Origin of the sequence: Streptomyces sp. NPDC053755 (assembly GCF_040677675.1) — a bacterium.
GTDB lineage: Bacteria > Actinomycetota > Actinomycetes > Streptomycetales > Streptomycetaceae > Streptomyces.
The window spans coordinates 23,827-41,481 of sequence record NZ_JBFASK010000035.1 but is presented as its reverse complement, the minus strand read 5'-3'; the positions used below and the strand labels follow the sequence as shown (position 1 = coordinate 41,481).

Genomic DNA, 17,655 nt, shown 5'->3' with positions numbered 1-17,655 from the left:
AGCGGACGGCGGTCACCAGGGGCGTGATGTCGGGCACGGGGAACACGCGCGAAGGGCCCGGGACCAGCCGGTCCCGGGCCCTTCGCGCGTGCGTCACGCCTGCGGCAGCCTCTCCAGCTGCGCCTGGATGCGGGCGATGTCCTCGTCGGCCTTGGCGAGCCGCGTCCGGATCTTGTCGACCACGTTGTCCGGGGCCTTCGCCAGGAACGCCTCGTTGCCGAGCTTCCCGTTCGCCTGCGCCTTCTCCTTCTCGGCGGCCGCGAGGTCCTTGGCGAGCCGCTTGCGCTCCGCCGCCACGTCGATGGTGCCGGACAGGTCGAGCGCGACCGTGGCGCCGACGACCGGCAGGGAGGCGGTGGCCGAGAAGCCCTCGCCCTCCGGCTGGAGGCGCAGCAGCTGACGGATGGCCGCCTCGTGCGGGGCGAGCGCGGTGCCGGCCAGGTCCAGCCGCGCGGGGACCTTCTGGCCGGGCTGCAGGCCCTGGTCGGAACGGAACCGGCGGACCTCGGTGACGACCCGCTGGACCAGCTCGATCTCCTTCTCGGCCGCGTCGTCGCGGAAGCCGGAGTCGGTGGGCCAGTCGGCGATGACGACGGACTCCTTGCCGGTGAGCGTGGTCCAGAGCGTCTCGGTGACGAACGGGACGATCGGGTGGAGCAGCCGCAGCATCACGTCCAGGACCTCGCCGAGGACCCGGCCGGAGACCTTGGCCTGCTCGCCACCGGCGAAGAACGTGGTCTTCGACAGCTCGACGTACCAGTCGAAGACCTCGTCCCACGCGAAGTGGTAGAGCGCGTCGGCGAGCTTCGCGAACTGGTAGTCGTCGTAGAACGCGTCGACCTCGGCGACCGTCTTGTTGAGCCGCGAGAGGATCCAGCGGTCCGTCGCGGACATCTGCGAGGCGTCCGGCAGCGGGCCCTCGACCGTCGCACCGTTCATGAGCGCGAAGCGGGTGGCGTTCCAGATCTTGTTGGCGAAGTTCCGGGAGGCCTTGACCCAGTCCTCGCCGATCGGGACGTCGACGCCCGGGTTGGCGCCGTTGGCCAGGGTGAAGCGGACGGCGTCGGAGCCGTACTCGTCCATCCAGTCCAGCGGGTTGACGGCGTTGCCGAAGGACTTCGACATCTTCTTGCCGAACTGGTCGCGGACCATGCCGTGCAGGGCGATGGTGTGGAACGGCGGGGTGCCGTCCATCGCGTAGAGGCCGAACATCATCATCCGGGCGACCCAGAAGAAGAGGATGTCGTAGCCGGTGACCAGGACCGAGTTCGGGTAGAACTTCGCGAGGCTGTCGGTCTGCTCCGGCCAGCCGAGCGTGGAGAACGGCCACAGGCCGGAGGAGAACCAGGTGTCCAGGACGTCGGTGTCCTGGTGCCAGCCCTCGCCCGCCGGTGCCTCGTCGTCCGGTCCGACGCAGACGATCTCGCCGTCGGGGCCGTACCAGACGGGGATGCGGTGGCCCCACCACAGCTGGCGCGAGATGCACCAGTCGTGCAGGTTGTCGACCCAGTCGAAGTACCGCTTCTCCATCTCCTGCGGGTGGATCTTGACCTTGCCGTCGCGGACGGCGTCACCGGCGGCCTTGGCGAGCGGGCCGACCTTGACCCACCACTGCATCGACAGACGCGGCTCGATGGTCGTCTTGCAGCGCGAGCAGTGGCCGACGGAGTGGACGTACGGACGCTTCTCGGCGACGATCCGGCCCTCGGCGCGCAGGGCGGCGACGATGGCGGAGCGGGCCTCGAGACGGTCCAGGCCCTGGAAGGGGCCGTGGGCGGTGATGACCGCGCGCTCGTCCATGACGGCGAGGCTCGGCAGACCGTGGCGCTGGCCGATCTCGAAGTCGTTCGGGTCGTGGGCCGGGGTCACCTTGACCGCGCCGGTGCCGAACTCGGGGTCGACGTGCTCGTCGGCGACGACGGGGATGCGGCGGCCGGTCAGCGGCAGCTCGATCTCGGTGCCGACCAGGTGCTTGTACCGCTCGTCGTCGGGGTGGACGGCGACGGCCGTGTCACCGAGCATCGTCTCGGCGCGGGTGGTCGCGACGACGATCTCCGAGTCGCCGGAGCCGTAACGGATGGAGACCAGCTCGCCGTCGTCGTCCTGGTACTCGACCTCGATGTCCGAGATGGCGGTCAGACAGCGGGGGCACCAGTTGATGATGCGCTCGGCGCGGTAGATCAGCTCGTCGTCGTAGAGCCGCTTGAAGATCGTCTGGACGGCCTTGGACAGGCCCTCGTCCATCGTGAAGCGCTCGCGGGACCAGGCGACGCCGTCGCCCAGGCGCTTCATCTGGCCGGAGATCTGGCCTCCGGACTCGGCCTTCCACTGCCAGACGCGCTCGACGAACGCCTCGCGCCCCAGGTCGTGGCGGGACTTGCCCTCCTTGGCGAGCTCCCGCTCGACGACGTTCTGGGTGGCGATGCCGGCGTGGTCCATGCCCGGCTGCCACAGGGTCTCGTAACCCTGCATGCGCTTGCGGCGGGTGAGGGCGTCGATCAGCGTGTGCTCGAAGGCGTGGCCCAGGTGGAGCGAGCCGGTGACGTTCGGCGGCGGGATGACGATCGTGTAGGGCGGCTTGTCGCTCTTCTCGTCCGCCTCGAAGTAACCGCGCTCTACCCAGCGCTCGTACAGCTTCCCCTCTACTTCGGCCGGCGCGTACTGGGTCGGCAGTTCGGGGGTGGCTGCTGGCTGCTGCTGAGTGTTCTCGGTCACGGGGCCAGTTTAGGGGTGCGGCGGGGTGCTGCCGAAACTCGATTGTTCGGTAACGGTGTGGACCCCGCCGCCCCTGCGGGGCCCGGCTTCGGACAGGATGTTCGTTACGCGTCAACATCCTGTGAGGGGAACCTGTCCATGAGCTACAACCAGCCGGGCCCGTACGGCGGTCAGCCCCAGCAGCCCGGGCCGTACGGCCAGCCGGGCCAGCCCGGTCCCTACGGCCAGCCGCCGCAAGCGCCGCAGCCCGGCTACGGCTACCCGCAGCAGGCTCCGCAGGGCGTTCCCCCGCAGCAGCCGTACGGCTACCCCCAGCAGCCGGGCCCGTACGGCCAGCCTCCCCAGCAGCCCCCGTACGGCCAGGCCCCCGGTGCCTACCCGCCGCCCCCGCCCGGCGGCCCGAAGAAGAAGACCGGCCTGATCGTCGGCGCCGTGGTCGTGGCACTCGCCGTGGTGGCCGGCGGCGCCTGGTACTTCACCGCGGGCGGGGGCGCGTCGTCGGTCGCCGACGACGGCCCGCACAAGCTGATCACCCCGGAGACCGTGCTCGGCGAGTACAAGAAGCAGCCGGGCGCCGGGGCCGACAAGAACTCCCTCAAGGACGCCGAGCAGAACGGCGTCAAGAACGCCAAGAACGTCGGCGCGGGTTACCAGGTCAAGGACACCTCCAACCCGCTCGCCACGAAGATCATCTCGTTCAGCGGCCTCTACGGCGAGATCGCGGACCCCGAGAAGACGATCGACAACGTCTTCGCCAACATCAAGGCGGAGGCCGAGAAGGACCAGGGCAAGGCCGACGAGCCGAAGCTGGTGGGCAGTCCGCAGGAGTACGAGCCGGCGGAGCTCGACGGCGCCGTGCTCAAGTGCCAGCAGGCCAAGTCGGAGGCGAACGCCGCCACCTCCACGCCGGCGTTCACGATGACGTTCTGCGTGTGGGCCGACCACAGCACCGTGGGCTTCGTGACGCCGATGGACATGGCCTCCATGGCCACGGGCAAGGCGGGCACGGCGGAGGAGGCCGCCGCGATCACCGCCAAGCTCCGCAAGGAGGTCCGCGTCAAGCTCTGACCGACGCACCGCGTACGACGGAGGGGGTCCCGCCCGGGCGGGACCCCCTCCGTCGTACGTGCCGTGGGCCTCAGGCCGACTTCTCGTGCCTGCCGTCGTTCTTCACGATCCGCGGCACCAGCGTCGGGTTCACGTTGTTGCGCACCACGTCCGCCGTGATGACCACGCGGGCCACGTCCTTGCGGGACGGGACCTCGTACATCACCGACATCAGGACCTCTTCCATGATGGCCCGCAGGCCACGCGCGCCCGTACCGCGCAGGATCGCCTGGTCGGCGATGGCCTCCAGGGCCGGGCGGTCGAAGTCCAGCTCCACGCCGTCGAGTTCGAACAGGCGCTGGTACTGCTTGACCAGCGCGTTGCGCGGCTCGACGAGGATCTTGAGCAGGGCCTCGCGGTCGAGGTTGTGGACCGAGGTGATGACCGGGAGGCGGCCGATGAACTCCGGGATCATCCCGAACTTCACGAGGTCCTCGGGCATGACCTCCTGGAACTGGTCGCTCGCCTCGATCTCGCGCTTGGAGCGGATGGTCGCCCCGAAGCCGATGCCCTTGGCGCCCGCCCGCGACTCGATGATCTTCTCCAGGCCGGCGAAGGCGCCGCCCACGATGAAGAGCACGTTCGTCGTGTCGATCTGGATGAACTCCTGGTGCGGGTGCTTCCGGCCGCCCTGGGGCGGTACGGAGGCGGTGGTGCCCTCCAGGATCTTCAGCAGCGCCTGCTGGACGCCCTCACCGGAGACATCGCGCGTGATCGACGGGTTTTCGCTCTTCCGGGCGACCTTGTCGATCTCGTCGATGTAGATGATCCCGGTCTCGGCCTTCTTGACGTCGTAGTCGGCCGCCTGGATCAGCTTGAGGAGGATGTTCTCGACGTCCTCGCCGACATAGCCGGCCTCCGTCAGCGCCGTCGCGTCGGCGATGGCGAACGGGACGTTGAGCATCCGGGCCAGCGTCTGCGCCAGCAGCGTCTTGCCGGAGCCCGTGGGCCCCAGCAGCAGGATGTTGGACTTCGCCAGTTCGATGGCGTCGTCACGGCCCGCCCCGCCGCCGTTCTCGCCGGCCTGGACGCGCTTGTAGTGGTTGTACACCGCGACCGAGAGGGCCTTCTTCGCGGGCTCCTGCCCGACGACGTACCCCTCGAGGAACTCGTAGATCTCGCGGGGCTTGGGGAGTTCCTCCCACCGCACCTCGCTCGTCTCGGCGAGCTCCTCCTCGATGATCTCGTTGCAGAGGTCGATGCACTCATCGCAGATGTACACACCGGGTCCTGCGATGAGCTTCTTCACCTGCTTCTGGCTCTTTCCGCAGAACGAGCACTTGAGCAGGTCGCCGCCATCACCGATGCGTGCCACGAGGTGCTTCCCCTTCGCCTGGGAGCGCCTGGTTCAGCGACTCCTGGTGCCTCATATTCGACGGTACCTTGCCGGGCCCCCCGTTCGGGCCCCCCTTGGCACGGTTCACATGGACGGGAATGCGCCATGATCGCCTGCATGCTCCCCGTGCCGAGGGAAGGTCGAGCGTCAGGCTGCCGCGGCGGCCGTGCTCTTGCGGGTCGAGACGATCTGGTCGACGAGGCCGTACGCCAGGGCGTCCTCGGCGGTCAGGATCTTGTCGCGCTCGATGTCGTCGCGGATCTTCTCGATCGGCGTCGACGAGTGCTTGGCCAGCATGTCCTCGAGCTGCGTGCGCATCCGGAGGATCTCGTTGGCCGCGATCTCCAGGTCGGAGAGCTGCTCACGGCCGGTGCCGCCGGAGGGCTGGTGGATCAGCACGCGGGCGTTCGGCAGGGCCATCCGCTTGCCGGGGGTGCCGGCGGCGAGCAGCACGGCCGCGGCGGAGGCCGCCTGGCCCATGCAGACCGTCTGGATGTCGGGCTTCACGAACTGCATCGTGTCGTAGATCGCCGTCAGCGCGGTGAAGGAGCCGCCGGGGCTGTTGATGTAGATCGAGATGTCACGGTCGGGGTCCATCGACTCCAGGCACAGCAGCTGCGCCATGACGTCGTTGGCCGACGCGTCGTCGATCTGCACGCCGAGGAAGATCACGCGCTCCTCGAAGAGCTTCGCGTACGGGTCGTACTCGCGCACGCCCTGCGAGGTGCGCTCGACGAAGCGCGGGACGACGTACCGGTTGTCCACCTGGGGGCCGGTGTAGAGGCCGCTCGCGGAGAAGTTCGGGGTCATTGGGGTGTTCACCATCCTGGTGGCGTTCAGCGGGCTGGGGTCGGTGCGGAAGGGCCGCGGGCGCTCAGGCGCCCGTGCCGCCGCCGCCCGGAACGCCCGAAGCGGCAGAGATGATCTCGTCGATGAGGCCGTAGTCCTTGGCCTCTTCCGCGGTGAACCAGCGGTCGCGGTCGCCGTCGCGGATGATGGCCTCGACGGTCTGGCCGGAATGCAGCGCGGTGATCTCGGCCATGCGCTTCTTCGTGCGAAGGAGGTACTCGGCCTGGATCTTGATGTCCGAGGCGGTGCCACCGATGCCGGCGGAGCCCTGGTGCATCAGGATGTCGGTGTTCGGCAGCGCGAAGCGCTTGCCGGAGGCGCCGCCGGTGAGCAGGAACTGGCCCATCGAGGCCGCCATGCCCATACCGATGGTCACGACGTCGTTGGGGATGTACTGCATGGTGTCGTAGATGGCCATGCCGGCCGTCACCGAGCCACCGGGGCTGTTGATGTACAGGAAGATGTCCTTGTCCGGGTCGGCGGCAAGGAGCAGCATCTGCGCGGTGATCTTGTTGGCGATCTCGTCGTCGACCTGCTGGCCGAGGAAGATGATGCGCTCGCCGAGCAGCCGGTTGTAGACATGGTCGCCGAGGCCGCCACCGATGGACGGCTCACCCGCGGCGTAAGGCATCAGATTCGTCACGTATCCACCTGCTCGTCTCTGACGGCTCCGGCCGTCTCAGCGTCTCTCGTACTGGGGGCGGGTACGACCCTGCCCTCGTATTCATGGACCCTAACGCGCAGGTCGGACAACGCCATCCCGCTTCCCGAACTGTTCGCTGGGAGCGCAAGGTAGTTGGGGCGTCCGCGCGTTCGTACCGCATACGGTCACGGGCCCGGGCGCACCGCAGTGCGTCCGGGCCCGTGGACCGGTTCAGCGCGAGGCTCAGGCCTCGTTCTTCTCGTCGGCCTCGGTCTCGCCGGCGGCGGCCTCGACCGCGTCCGTGGCGGCCTCGTCCTCGTCGTCCTCGAGGTCCACGGTCTCACCGTTGGTGTCGACGACCTTGGCGGCCTCGACGACGACCGCGAGGGCCTTGCCGCGGGCGACCTCGCCGACGAGCATCGGCACCTGGCCGCCCTCGACGACCGCCTGGGCGAACTGGTCGGGGCTCATGCCGGAGGAGGCGGCGCGGCGCATGAGGTGCTCGGTGAGCTCCTCCTGGCTGACGTTGAGCTTCTCCTTGTTGACGAGCTCGTCGAGGACGAACTGCGTCTTGATGCCCTTCTCGGCCTGCTCCTTGGTCTCCGCCAGGAACTCCTCCTCGGTCTTGCCCTGGATCTCCAGGTACTTCTCGAGGGTGAGGCCCATCTGGCCGAGCTGGTGGTGCTCCAGGTTGTGCTTGCGGGTGTTGATCTCGTCCTCGAGGAGCTTCTCGGGGATCGGGACCTCCGCCAGCTTCAGCAGCTCGTCGAGGACGCGCTCCTGGGCCTGGGTGGCCTGGTCGAACTGCTTCATGTTCTCGAGGCGCTTGCGGCTGTCGGCCTTGAGCTCGTCGAGGGTGTCGAACTCCGACGCCATCTGCGCGAAGTCGTCGTCCAGCTCGGGGAGCTCACGGGCGGCGACGGCGGTGACCTTGACGGAGACCTCGGCGTCCTTGCCCTCGGCGGAGCCGCCCTTCAGCTGCGAGGTGAAGGTGGCCTCGCCGCCGGCCTCCAGGCCGGTGACGGCCTCGTCGATGCCGTCGAGGAGCTCGCCGGAACCGATGGTGTACGACACGCCCTCGGCGACACCGTCGGGCAGGACCTCACCGTCGACCTTGGCCTCGAGGTCGATGGTGACGACGTCACCCTCGGCGGCGGCGCGCTCGACCGGGTTGGTGGAGGCGAAGCGCTCGCGCAGCTGCTGCACGGACTTCTCGACGTCCTCGTCGGTGACCTCGACCGCGTCGACGGTGATCTCGATGCCGGAGTAGTCCGGGATCTCGATCGCCGGACGGATGTCGACCTCGGCGGTGAAGGCCAGCAGCTCGCCGTCCTTCAGCTCCGTGATGTCGACCTCGGGCTGACCCAGCGGGTTGACCTCGGCCTCGTTGACGGCCTCGGTGTAGAACTTCGGGAGGGCGTCGTTGACGGCCTCCTCCAGCACAGCACCACGGCCGAACCGCTGGTCGATCACGCGCGCCGGGATCTTGCCCTTACGGAAGCCCTTGACCGTGACCTGCTGGTTGATCTTCTTGTACGCCGCGTCGAGGCTGTCCTTGAGCTCCTCGAAGGGCACCTCGACAGTGAGCCGAACCCGAGTCGGGTTCAGGGTCTCCACGGCGCTCTTCACGGTTCGGTCTCCTTGGTGGCTGATTCTTGGATTCTGCCGATGCCGCGCGGGGGCGGTTCCGGCCGATCGGCCCGGTCAGAGAGACACACGGGCACGCAGCTTGCATAGTAACCGCAAGCGGGAGGCGGCCCACAACGCGATCTTGTGTTCCGTGATCTTGGTGGTCGGGGTGGCGGGATTTGAACCCACGGCCTTCCGCTCCCAAAGCGGACGCGCTACCAAGCTGCGCCACACCCCGTCGGTGCGACACGTAGGGTACAGGCAAGGAGACAGTGCGACGCCCCCTGCGGAAGGGGTGTGCGGGGACCGCCCGGGACCCGCTACGATGCTGTCCGTGCCGCGGCCCTCAGTGACCTGCGGCGCGATCCGTGCGGGCGTAGCTCAATGGTAGAGCCCTAGTCTTCCAAACTAGCTACGCGGGTTCGATTCCCGTCGCCCGCTCCACACGACACCGGCCCGGCCCCCTTCGAGGGGCCGGGCCGGTGTCGTCTCCGGGTCCGCTCAGAACTTGATCGAGCCGACCGTCTGCGTTATCGAGTCCAGGAAGCGCTGGATGTCGTCGGCCATGCCCGTGGAGGCAAGGAAGAAGCCGAAGAGCACCGCGACGACGGCCGGGCCGGCCTTCAGGCTTCCGCCGCGGATCAGCACCACCATGATGATCGCCAACAGCAGCACCACGGACAGTGAAATGGCCACAACTGATCACACCCTCGGTCGGTCCCGCCTTGCCGCCCGGGAGCGCGCGTCACAGAACACCCCCGCTGCACCCATCGTGCCACCAACTTCCTGCCCCGGAACGCCCGGTGGGCAATCGTCGACGAGCGAATCGAGCCAACCCGCGAGATTTCGTCTTGATCGTTACGGGGCGGAGAGTCCGAGAAGCTCCCGTACACGGGCGTACTTCGCGGTCAGACGGCCCCGGTCGCGGCGTCGAGGACGGCGAGGCGGGCCGGGTCGGCGTTGTGGGCGAGGTCGGCCTCCTTGACCAGGAGCGCGCCGGGGGTGGCCAGAACGCGCCGGGTGTAGCTCTCCGGGGCCTCGCCGGGGCGCCGGGTGAGGGCGAGGACCATGTCCTTCACGGCGCGCGGGAGTTCGGCGTCCTCCAGCCAGGCGGCCGAGAGTGCGTCGTCCTCGACGGCGTCGTGCAGCCAGGCCGCGGCGATCTGTTCGTCGCTGCCGCCCCGGGCGCGGACGCCGTCGGCGACCGCCCGCAGGTGCTCGGCGTACGGACGTCCGGCCTTGTCGGTCTGGCCCTCGTGGGCCGCGACGGCGAGGGATTCGACCTGGGCGAGGGTGAGGTGCGCCATGCGGCGACTGTACGTGGCAGGGCGCCGCGCCGGGGCGGCGGCGGGCGGGGCTTCGGGTACGGCGGCGCGCTCAGGGCCGGCGGCGGGCGGGGGCTCAGGTCCGGCGGCTGATGAGGAGGAGCGCGCGGTCGTCGTTGACGTCCTTGGCGCAGGCCTCGATCAGATGCCAGGCGGCCCCCTCGAAGCCGGTGGCGACGTAGCGGTCGGCCTCGCCGGTCAGGCGGTCGATGCCCTCGGCGATGTCGCGGTCCGCGGCCTCGACCAGGCCGTCGGTGAAGAGCATCAGGACGTCACCGGGCCGCAGGGAGCCCTTGACCGGATGGAACTCGGCTCCGTCGTAGACGCCGAGGAGGGGGCCCTCGCCGCTCTTCTCCTCCCACCGGCCGGTGCCCGCGTGGAGCTGGAGTGCGGGCAGATGGCCGGCGGAGAGGAGTTCGTAGTCCCCGGACTCCAGGTCGAGGACCAGGTGGATGGAGGTGGCGAAGCCCTCGTCCCAGTCCTGGCGCAGGAGATAGCCGTTGGCGGCCGGGAGGAAGCCGTGCGGGGGCAGGGAGCCGAGGAGCCCGCCGAAGGCGCCGGAGAGCAGCAGGGCGCGGGAGCCCGCGTCCATGCCCTTGCCCGAGACGTCGGTGAGCAGCACTTCGAGGGTGCGGCCGCCGTTGGTGCGGGCCGCGACGACGAAGTCGCCGGAGAAGGACTGCCCGCCGGCCGGGCGGAGCGCCATCTCACGGTGCCAGCCCTGCGGGAGGCGGGGCAGGGCGCTCTGCACCCGGATCCGTTCGCGCAGGTCGAAGAGCATGGTTCCGCCGCGCCGCCAGGGCACGCCGACCCGGGCGCGGAACTGGGCGATGAGGAGCCCGAAGAGCCCGCAGGCCGCGACGACCAGGACGGTGCCGGGTGTGACGCGGGCCGGGCCCTCGGTGTACGGGCCGAGGACGACGGACTCGACGATCAGGGCGCCCGCGGCGGCCGCGTACAGGCCGAGCAGGCTCGCGGGGCGCAGCAGCAGTCCGCCCGCCACGATCGGCAGGACGAGGGCGGCGGGCGCGCACCACACCGGGTTGGCGAGGGTGCCGAGGGTGATCGCGGGGATGGTGAGCAGCAGCCCGGCGAGGGCGACCCAGTCGGAGCCGTCGCCGCGGAAGTAGTCGACACCGGACTTGCGCAGCGCGACGCGGAGCCGGTGGGCGCTCCTGCGCATCCGGGCTCCGTACGCGTCCACTCCCCTGCGACGTCCCATTGGCCTGGACCCTATCCACCCACTCGGACCCCGTGCAGGGGGACCCCGAAGACATCCCGCGGGAAATCGGGTCGCCCCGCGCGCGTGGCCGCTGGTATCGATGGCACATGACGACGGAACCGCGGGTGCTCGACCCGGCCGAGTGGGACGACTGGTACGGCGCGCTGGAGCTCGCGTTCGGGGGTGTGGCCGAGTCGCCCGAGGAGGTGGCCCTGTGGCGGGATCTAACCGAGTTCGACCGATCGATGGGGGTCTGGGACGGGGAGCGCTGCGTGGGGACGGCGGGGGCGTTCAGCTTCCGGCTGTCCGTTCCCGGCGGGGCCCTCGTGCCCGCGGCGGGGGTCACGATGGTGAGCGTGGACGCGACGTACCGGCGGCGCGGGATCCTCACCTCGATGATGCGGCGTCAGCTTGACGACGTACGGGCGGGCGGCGAGCCGCTGGCCGTGCTGACGGCCTCGGAGCCGGAGATCTACGGACGCTTCGGCTACGGCATCGCCGCGTTCTCGACGCGGGCGACGATCGACACCACGCGGGTGCGGATCTCGGTGCCGGAGGGCACGGACGCGGTGACGCTGCGGCGGGCCGACCCGGTGAAGGCGGGCCCGGCCTGCGAGGCGGTCTACGCCCGGCGCGTGACGGCCAGGCCGGGGATGCCGGCGCGGCAGCCGGGGTGGGAGCGACTGCCGCTGCTCGATCCCCCGGGCGAGCGGGACGGGGCGTCGCCGCGGCAGTGCGTGCTGGCGGAGCGGGACGGGGAGGTCGTGGGGTACGCCCTGTACGCGGTCAAGCCGGAGTGGACGTATGCCGGGGCGGACGGCACGGTCGTGCTGAAGGACCTGGAGGCGCTGGATCCGCAGGCGGAGGCGGCGCTGTGGCGGTTCCTGTGCTCGATCGACCTGACGTCGTCGGTGCGGATCAACAGCCGGCCCGTGGACAGCGCGTGGGAGCACCTGGTGAGCGACGTCCGGCGCTGCGCGCCGGTGCGCCGGGACTGCTTGCACGTGCGTCTGGTGGACGTGGGGGCGGCGCTGGAGGCGCGGACGTACCAGGCGCCGGTGGACGTGGTGTTCGAGGTGGCGGACGCGTTCTGCCCCTGGAACGCCGGGCGTTGGAGGCTGACGGGGAACGCGGAGGGGGCCTCTTGCACGCGTACGGAGGGGGCGGCGGATCTGGCGCTCTCGGTGCGGGAGCTGGGCGCGGCCTACCTGGGGGGCGTGAGCCTGACCTCGCTCGCGGCGGCCGGGCGGGTGCGGGAGCTGCGGGGCGGAGCCCTGGTGGAGGCGTCCGTGGCGTTCGGTTCACCGGTCGCCCCGTGGCTGCCGCACGGGTTCTAGCACGTGTCCGGTAGGCGTCGGCGTCCGCCCGGACGGCGGGTCAGCGCTGCTGGCAGGTCGGGCACCAGAAGAGGTTGCGTGCCGCCAGGTCGGCCGTGCGGATGTCGGTGGCGCAGACGTGGCAGGGCATGAGGGCCCGCCGGTAGACGTAGACCTCGCCGCCGTGGTCGTCGACGCGCGGGGGGCGGCCCATCGACTCCGGGGTGTGCTCGGGGCGGACGGTGTCGATGCGGTTGTGGCGTACGCCTTCGCGCATCAGTGCCACGAGGTCCGCCCACATCGCGTCCCACTCGCGGCGCTGGATGTCCCTGCCCGCGCGGTAGGGGTCGATGCCGTGGCGGAAGAGGACCTCGGCGCGGTAGACGTTGCCGACGCCCGCGATGACCTTCTGGTCCATCAGGAGGGCGGCGATCGTGGTGCGGGACGTCGAGATCCGGCGCCAGGCCTTGTCGGGGTCGTCGCCGGGCCGCAGCGGGTCGGGGCCGAGGCGGTCGTGGACCGCCCGCTTCTCTCCGTCGGTGATCAGCGCGCAGGTGGTGGGACCGCGCAGGTCGACGTACGCGTCGGCGTGGGCGACACGCAGCCGGACGGTGTCGGTGGGCGAGGGCGCCGGGGCGTCGCCGAAGGTCACCTTGCCGAAGAGGCCGAGGTGGATGTGCACCCATTCCTGTCCGGGGAACTCCAGGAACAGGTGCTTGCCGTGCGCCTCCGTGGTCTCGAGGACCGCGCCGTCGAGCAGGGCCGCGGAGTCCGCGAACTTGCCCTGCGGGCTGGAGACGCGCACGGACCGGCCGCCGAACCGTTCCCGGTAGTCGGCGGCCAGTCGGTGGATGGTGTGCCCTTCGGGCATCAGGCGGTGGGCTCCTGCGGGTGGTGGGCCGGGATCGGGGGCAGCTCGCCGGTCGTCTCGTACGCCGAGAGCATCTCGATGCGGCGGGTGTGACGCTCCTCACCCGAGTACGGGGTGTCGAGGAAGATCTCGACGAACTTGGTCGCCTCTTCCCGGGTGTGCATCCGGCCGCCGATGGAGACGACGTTGGCGTCGTTGTGCTCGCGGCCGAGGGCGGCGGTCTGCTCGCTCCAGGCGAGGGCGGCGCGCACCCCTTTCACCTTGTTCGCGGCGATCTGCTCCCCGTTGCCGGAGCCTCCGATGACGATGCCCAGGCTGTCCGGGTCCGCGGCCGTCCGCTCGGCGGCACGCAGGCAGAACGGCGGGTAGTCGTCGATGGCGTCGTAGATGTGGGGACCGCAGTCGACGGGCTCGTGGCCATGGGCCTTCAGCCACTCGACGAGGTGGTTCTTGAGTTCGAAGCCGGCATGGTCGGAACCGAGGTACACGCGCATGGTTCCGAGTGTGGCATGGCCCGAGCGGGGTAGCGGTCAGCGGGGTCGGGACCCTCACCCCCCGCGGTCCGGACCTCCGGCCCTCGCGCAACGATCCGGAATCGGCTCTTCCGATCAGCCGGGCCCTTGGGTTTCAATGCTCGTTGCTCGCGACCCGAGCGCCCCCCAGACGTAAGGAAGCGTTCATGACCACGCAGCCGACCCTTGCGAAGGAAGGCAATACCACCGGTAACCCCGGTGATTCCCAGCCTTCCGACGGACTCAAGGCCGGTCTCAAGAACCGCCATCTCTCGATGATCGCCATCGGTGGTGTCATCGGCGCCGGCCTGTTCGTCGGCTCCGGTTCCGGCATCGCCGCGGCCGGTCCCGCCATCCTCCTCTCCTACGCACTCGTCGGCACCATGGTCGTCTTCGTGATGCGCATGCTCGGCGAGATGGCGGCGGCGCGGCCGTCGTCCGGCTCCTTCTCGGCCTACGCCGACCAGGCGCTGGGACGTTGGGCCGGATTCACCATCGGCTGGCTGTACTGGTTCTTCTGGGTCGTGGTGCTCGCCGTCGAGGCGACCGCCGGCGCGGTGATCCTGGAGTCGTGGATCCCGGCCGTCCCGCAGTGGGCCTGGGCGCTCATCGTCATGGTGGTGCTGACCGCGACCAACCTCGCCTCCGTCTCCTCCTACGGGGAGTTCGAGTTCTGGTTCGCCGGGATCAAGGTCGTCGCGATCGCCGCCTTCGTCGTGGTCGGTCTCCTCGCGGTCTTCGGCGTGCTGCCGGGGTCGGACAACCCGGGCGCGGGCTTCGCGCACCTCACCGACGCCGGGGGCTTCCTCCCGATGGGCGCGGGAGCGATCCTCACCGGTGTGCTGATGGTCGTCTTCTCCTTCATGGGCAGCGAGATCGTCACCCTGGCCGCCGGCGAGTCCGAGGACCCGCAGAAGGCCGTCACCAAGGCCACCAACAGCGTGATCTGGCGGATCGGCGTCTTCTACCTGGGCTCGATCTTCGTCGTCCTGACACTGCTGCCGTGGAACGACAAGTCGATCGTCGAGAAGGGCTCGTACGTCGCCGCCCTCGACTCCATCGGCATCCCGCACGCCGGCCAGGTCATGAACGTGATCGTGCTGACCGCCGTCCTGTCCTGCCTGAACTCGGGCCTCTACACGGCCTCGCGCATGGCGTTCTCGCTCGGGCAGCGCGGTGACGCGCCGAAGTCGTTCGCCAAGGCCAACAAGCGGGGCGTGCCGACGGCCGCCATCCTCTCGTCGGTGGTCTTCGGCTTCGTCGCGGTCTTCTTCAACTACCAGTGGCCCGACACGGTCTTCGCCTTCCTGCTGAACTCCTCCGGCGCGGTCGCGCTCTTCGTCTGGCTGGTCATCTGCGTGACCCAGCTGCGGATGCGCGGGATCATCCTGCGCGAGACGCCCGAGAAGCTGGTCGTGCGGATGTGGCTCTTCCCGTACCTGACCTGGGCGACCATCGCGATGATCGTCTTCGTCCTCGGCTACATGATCTACGACGGCGGCAGCGCCCGGGAGCAGGTCGTGCTCTCCCTGCTGGTGGCGGCGCTCGTGCTGGTGATCGCGCTGGTCAAGGACCGGTTCGCGAAGGCCTCCGCGGACGAGATCACCCGCTGACCGAAGGCCGCGCGCCGGCCGGCGACCGGCGGGCGCGCGGCCGCCCGCACCCCGGGTCCCCGTCCGACCGACCCCGTCAGGGGCGGGGACGCGAAGAAGCTCTCCGTACACCGATCACCTCGGGAACGGAGAGCTTCTCCATGTCGTCGGGCCTGGGTCGTGGTCAGCCCTTGCGGCCGATGAGCTTCCACGCGGTCGGCAGGAGTCCCATCGCGAGGGCCGCCTTAAGGGCGTCGCCGATCAGGAACGGGGTCAGGCCCGCGGCGACCGCCTGCGGCAGCGTCATTCCGGTGGCGAGGGCCAGGTAGGGGACGCCGACCGCGTAGACGATCAGGGAGCCGAGCGCCATCGCGCCCGCCGTGCGGAGCACGGAGCGGTCGGCTCCGCGCCGGGCGAGGGCGCCCACCACGGTGGCGGCGAGCACCATGCCGAGGAGGTAGCCGAAGGACGGCATGCCGTACCCGGAGGTGGCCTGCGCGAACCACGGCACGCCCGCCATGCCGACGAGCGTGTACACGGCCAGGGCGAGGAAGCCGCGGCGGGCGCCGAGGGCCGTGCCGACCAGCAGCGCCGCGAAGGTCTGCCCGGAGACCGGGACCGGGGATCCGGGGACCGGGACGGCGATCTGGGCGGCCACGCCGGTGAGGGCGGCGCCGCCGGCGACGAGCACGAGGTCGCGGGTGCGCCCGGCGGCGCCTCCCCGGGCGAGGAGCCTCGGAGACGGCAGGAGGTCGGCCAGCACCGTGCCGGCGCGCAGGGGACGGACGGGGGCGACGGCGGTGGACATCGGTACTCCGCGGGGGTGAGGTGGGGTCCCCCGCGCCCGCGGGGCGGGGGGAGGACGGACAGCTCGACCGTAGTCGAGGAGTGAACGCTCGATCACCATCAGCCCTGGACAAAGCGGAGGTTGAGGGTTTCGTGGAGATCACACAAAGGTCTGCCTGTCGGCCCCGCGCTGCGTGACGCTTGTCACGGGGAAGGCTGCGCGAGAGGTCCCTTTTGCGCCGACGGAGGTTCAGCGGGGAGACTGTGCGGTCTCCATAAAACGTTCCGAGAGCACGAGCCCTTCATGCGCGAAGCACCACCCGCCTCCCCGGCGCCCCTCGCTCCCGAACCGGAGCCCCTGTCCCACGGGCTGAAGCAGCGTCATCTGACGATGCTGGGCCTCGGCGGCGTGATCGGCGCCGGCCTCTTCGTCGGCTCCGGCGCGGGGATCGCGGTCGCCGGGCCCGGCATCGTGCTCTCGTACCTGATCGCGGGCGTCCTCGCCCTGCTGATCATGCGGATGCTCGGGGAGATGTCGGCGGCGATGCCCGCCTCGGGCGCCTTCTCCGTGCACGCCGAGCGGGCGCTCGGCCGGTGGGCGGGCTTCTCCGTGGGCTGGCTGTACTGGTTCCTGCTGGTGGTGGTGCTCGCCGTGGAGGCGACGGGCGCGGCCCGGATCGCCAACGGCTGGGTGCCGGGGATCCCGCAGTGGGGCTGGGTGCTGCTGTTCATGATCGTGTTCACCGCCGCCAATCTCGCGGCGGTGCGGAACTTCGGCGAGTTCGAGTTCTGGTTCGCCGCGCTCAAGGTCGGGGCGATCGTCCTCTTCCTCGTCCTCGGCGTCCTCGCGATCGTGGGATGGCTGCCGGAGACGGACCCCGTGGGGATGGCGAACCTGACGGGACAGGGCGGTCTCCTGCCGGCCGGGTGGGAGGGCGTGGTCTCCGGCGTCCTCGCCGTCGTCTTCGCCTTCGGCGGTCTGGAGGTCGTCACGATCGCGGCCGCGGAGTCGGACGACCCGGCGCGCAACGTGGCGCGGGCGGTGCGCAGCGCGGTCTGGCGGATCCTCCTCTTCTACGTCGGCTCGATGCTGGTGATCGTGACCCTTCTGCCGTGGGCCTCGATCGTGCCGGGGCAGTCGCCCTACGTCGCCGTCCTGGACGCGCTCGGGGTCCCGGCGGCCGGCCAGATCATGAACATCGTGGTGTTCGTGGCGCTGCTGTCGGCGCTCAACGCGAACCTGTACGGCTCGTCCCGGATGGTCTTCTCGCTCGCCGAGCGCGGTGAGGCGCCCCGGGGCCTGCTGGAGGTCACGGGCGGAGGGGTGCCGCGGCGCGCCGTGCTGGCCTCGGTCGCCTTCGGCTTCGTCTCGGTGCTGCTCAATCTGAAGTGGCCGGATTCGGTGTTCCTCTACATGCTCAACGCGGTGGGGGCCGTGCTCCTCTTCGTCTGGGCCCTGATCGCGGTCTCGCAGCTGAGGCTGCGCCCCCGCATCGAGCGGGAGGCGCCGCGGACCCTCACCCTGCGGATGTGGGGGTTCCCCTGGCTGACCTGGACGGCGCTGGCCGCCATGGGAGCCGTCCTGGTGCTGATGCTGGCCGACGAGGGCTCGCGGCCGCAGGTGCTGTGGTCGGGCGCCGCCACCGGGGCCGTGCTGCTGGTGGCCTGGGTGCGGGAGCTGCGCACGAAGCGGAGGTGAATCTTCACCTTGTGTGAAGCTCGTGCCCGTATAGCGGACATCTGTTCCCTGTG

14 protein-coding genes, 2 tRNA genes and 1 pseudogene are annotated in these 17,655 nt (G+C 70.2%); 5 read left to right on the top strand and 12 right to left on the bottom strand.

The genetic code is table 11. From position 1 onward, the window contains the following. Window positions 1–93: 93 nt before the first annotated feature. Window positions 94–2,715: a valine--tRNA ligase gene (locus AB0K65_RS26885; protein ID WP_365720851.1), complete on the bottom strand. Its 2,622-nt coding sequence runs from the start codon at window positions 2,713–2,715 to the stop codon at window positions 94–96. Between the two features lie 138 nt (window positions 2,716–2,853). On the opposite strand from AB0K65_RS26885, the gene AB0K65_RS26880 reads away from it, so the two are divergent. Then, a complete protein-coding gene (locus AB0K65_RS26880) occupies window positions 2,854–3,783 on the top strand; it encodes a hypothetical protein (protein WP_365720849.1) in 930 nt (309 codons plus the stop codon). A 70-nt stretch (window positions 3,784–3,853) separates the two neighbouring features. On the opposite strand, the gene clpX is transcribed toward AB0K65_RS26880, so the two are convergent. The 5 genes from clpX to AB0K65_RS26855 form a co-directional block, all read right to left on the bottom strand. Continuing rightward, window positions 3,854–5,137 carry an ATP-dependent Clp protease ATP-binding subunit ClpX gene (clpX, locus tag AB0K65_RS26875; RefSeq protein ID WP_158987286.1) on the bottom strand — a complete coding sequence of 428 codons (1,284 nt, stop codon included), beginning with the start codon at window positions 5,135–5,137 and terminating at the stop codon, window positions 3,854–3,856. A 168-nt stretch (window positions 5,138–5,305) separates the two neighbouring features. Then, window positions 5,306–5,983, bottom strand: coding sequence for an ATP-dependent Clp protease proteolytic subunit (locus AB0K65_RS26870; protein WP_365720846.1), 678 nt, complete (start codon window positions 5,981–5,983; stop codon window positions 5,306–5,308). A 49-nt stretch (window positions 5,984–6,032) separates the two neighbouring features. Further along, on the bottom strand, window positions 6,033–6,638 hold the full coding sequence (locus AB0K65_RS26865; protein ID WP_365720890.1) for an ATP-dependent Clp protease proteolytic subunit: 606 nt from the start codon (window positions 6,636–6,638) through the stop codon (window positions 6,033–6,035). A 255-nt stretch (window positions 6,639–6,893) separates the two neighbouring features. Further along, on the bottom strand, window positions 6,894–8,279 hold the full coding sequence (tig, locus tag AB0K65_RS26860) for a trigger factor (RefSeq protein ID WP_365720844.1): 1,386 nt from the start codon (window positions 8,277–8,279) through the stop codon (window positions 6,894–6,896). A gap of 161 nt (window positions 8,280–8,440) precedes the next feature. Then, a tRNA-Pro gene (locus tag AB0K65_RS26855) sits at window positions 8,441–8,517 on the bottom strand. A gap of 132 nt (window positions 8,518–8,649) precedes the next feature. Between AB0K65_RS26855 and AB0K65_RS26850 the strand changes: the two genes are divergently transcribed. Next, window positions 8,650–8,723 (top strand) — tRNA-Gly (locus AB0K65_RS26850). Between the two features lie 57 nt (window positions 8,724–8,780). On the opposite strand, the gene AB0K65_RS26845 is transcribed toward AB0K65_RS26850, so the two are convergent. From AB0K65_RS26845 to AB0K65_RS26835, 3 genes and pseudogenes are all read right to left on the bottom strand, one after another. After that, window positions 8,781–8,975: a hypothetical protein gene (locus AB0K65_RS26845; RefSeq protein WP_365720842.1), complete on the bottom strand. Its 195-nt coding sequence runs from the start codon at window positions 8,973–8,975 to the stop codon at window positions 8,781–8,783. Window positions 8,976–9,137: 162 nt separating this feature from the next. Beyond that, window positions 9,138–9,586, bottom strand: a pseudogene (locus AB0K65_RS26840) (HD domain-containing protein). 94 nt (window positions 9,587–9,680) lie between these two features. After that, a complete protein-coding gene (locus tag AB0K65_RS26835; RefSeq protein WP_365720840.1) occupies window positions 9,681–10,826 on the bottom strand; it encodes a PP2C family protein-serine/threonine phosphatase in 1,146 nt (381 codons plus the stop codon). Window positions 10,827–10,933: 107 nt separating this feature from the next. Here AB0K65_RS26835 and AB0K65_RS26830 point away from each other — a divergent pair, with 107 nt between their 5' ends. Next, window positions 10,934–12,163 carry a GNAT family N-acetyltransferase gene (locus tag AB0K65_RS26830; RefSeq protein ID WP_365720838.1) on the top strand — a complete coding sequence of 410 codons (1,230 nt, stop codon included), beginning with the start codon at window positions 10,934–10,936 and terminating at the stop codon, window positions 12,161–12,163. A gap of 40 nt (window positions 12,164–12,203) precedes the next feature. On the opposite strand, the gene AB0K65_RS26825 is transcribed toward AB0K65_RS26830, so the two are convergent. Beyond that, entirely contained in the window at window positions 12,204–13,013 is an 810-nt protein-coding gene (locus AB0K65_RS26825) for a DNA-formamidopyrimidine glycosylase family protein (RefSeq protein WP_365720836.1), read from the bottom strand. Then, on the bottom strand, window positions 13,013–13,507 hold the full coding sequence (locus AB0K65_RS26820) for a ribose-5-phosphate isomerase (protein WP_365720834.1): 495 nt from the start codon (window positions 13,505–13,507) through the stop codon (window positions 13,013–13,015). Before AB0K65_RS26820 ends, AB0K65_RS26825 begins: the two co-directional genes overlap by 1 nt. Window positions 13,508–13,692: 185 nt before the next feature. Between AB0K65_RS26820 and AB0K65_RS26815 the strand changes: the two genes are divergently transcribed. Then, window positions 13,693–15,138, top strand: a complete 1,446-nt coding sequence (locus AB0K65_RS26815) for an amino acid permease (RefSeq protein WP_365720832.1) — start codon at window positions 13,693–13,695, stop codon at window positions 15,136–15,138. Between the two features lie 163 nt (window positions 15,139–15,301). On the opposite strand, the gene AB0K65_RS26810 is transcribed toward AB0K65_RS26815, so the two are convergent. After that, window positions 15,302–15,925, bottom strand: coding sequence for a biotin transporter BioY (locus AB0K65_RS26810; protein ID WP_365720830.1), 624 nt, complete (start codon window positions 15,923–15,925; stop codon window positions 15,302–15,304). A 282-nt stretch (window positions 15,926–16,207) separates the two neighbouring features. Here AB0K65_RS26810 and AB0K65_RS26805 point away from each other — a divergent pair, with 282 nt between their 5' ends. Continuing rightward, the gene (locus AB0K65_RS26805; RefSeq protein WP_365720828.1) at window positions 16,208–17,602 is read left to right on the top strand and encodes an amino acid permease; all 1,395 of its coding nucleotides are present in this window, start codon (window positions 16,208–16,210) and stop codon (window positions 17,600–17,602) included. Window positions 17,603–17,655 lie beyond the last annotated feature (53 nt).

Coding starts and splice junctions, on each gene's coding strand:
- AB0K65_RS26880 (WP_365720849.1), top strand. CDS start 2,854: ATGAGCTACAACCAGCCGGGCCCGTACGGCGGTCAGCCCCAGCAGCCC.
- AB0K65_RS26870 (WP_365720846.1), bottom strand. CDS start 5,983: ATGGTGAACACCCCAATGACCCCGAACTTCTCCGCGAGCGGCCTCTAC.
- AB0K65_RS26865 (WP_365720890.1), bottom strand. CDS start 6,638: ATGCCTTACGCCGCGGGTGAGCCGTCCATCGGTGGCGGCCTCGGCGAC.
- AB0K65_RS26835 (WP_365720840.1), bottom strand. CDS start 10,826: ATGGGACGTCGCAGGGGAGTGGACGCGTACGGAGCCCGGATGCGCAGG.
- AB0K65_RS26830 (WP_365720838.1), top strand. CDS start 10,934: ATGACGACGGAACCGCGGGTGCTCGACCCGGCCGAGTGGGACGACTGG.
- AB0K65_RS26825 (WP_365720836.1), bottom strand. CDS start 13,013: ATGCCCGAAGGGCACACCATCCACCGACTGGCCGCCGACTACCGGGAA.
- AB0K65_RS26820 (WP_365720834.1), bottom strand. CDS start 13,507: ATGCGCGTGTACCTCGGTTCCGACCATGCCGGCTTCGAACTCAAGAAC.
- AB0K65_RS26815 (WP_365720832.1), top strand. CDS start 13,693: ATGACCACGCAGCCGACCCTTGCGAAGGAAGGCAATACCACCGGTAAC.
- AB0K65_RS26810 (WP_365720830.1), bottom strand. CDS start 15,925: ATGTCCACCGCCGTCGCCCCCGTCCGTCCCCTGCGCGCCGGCACGGTG.
- AB0K65_RS26805 (WP_365720828.1), top strand. CDS start 16,208: ATGCGCGAAGCACCACCCGCCTCCCCGGCGCCCCTCGCTCCCGAACCG.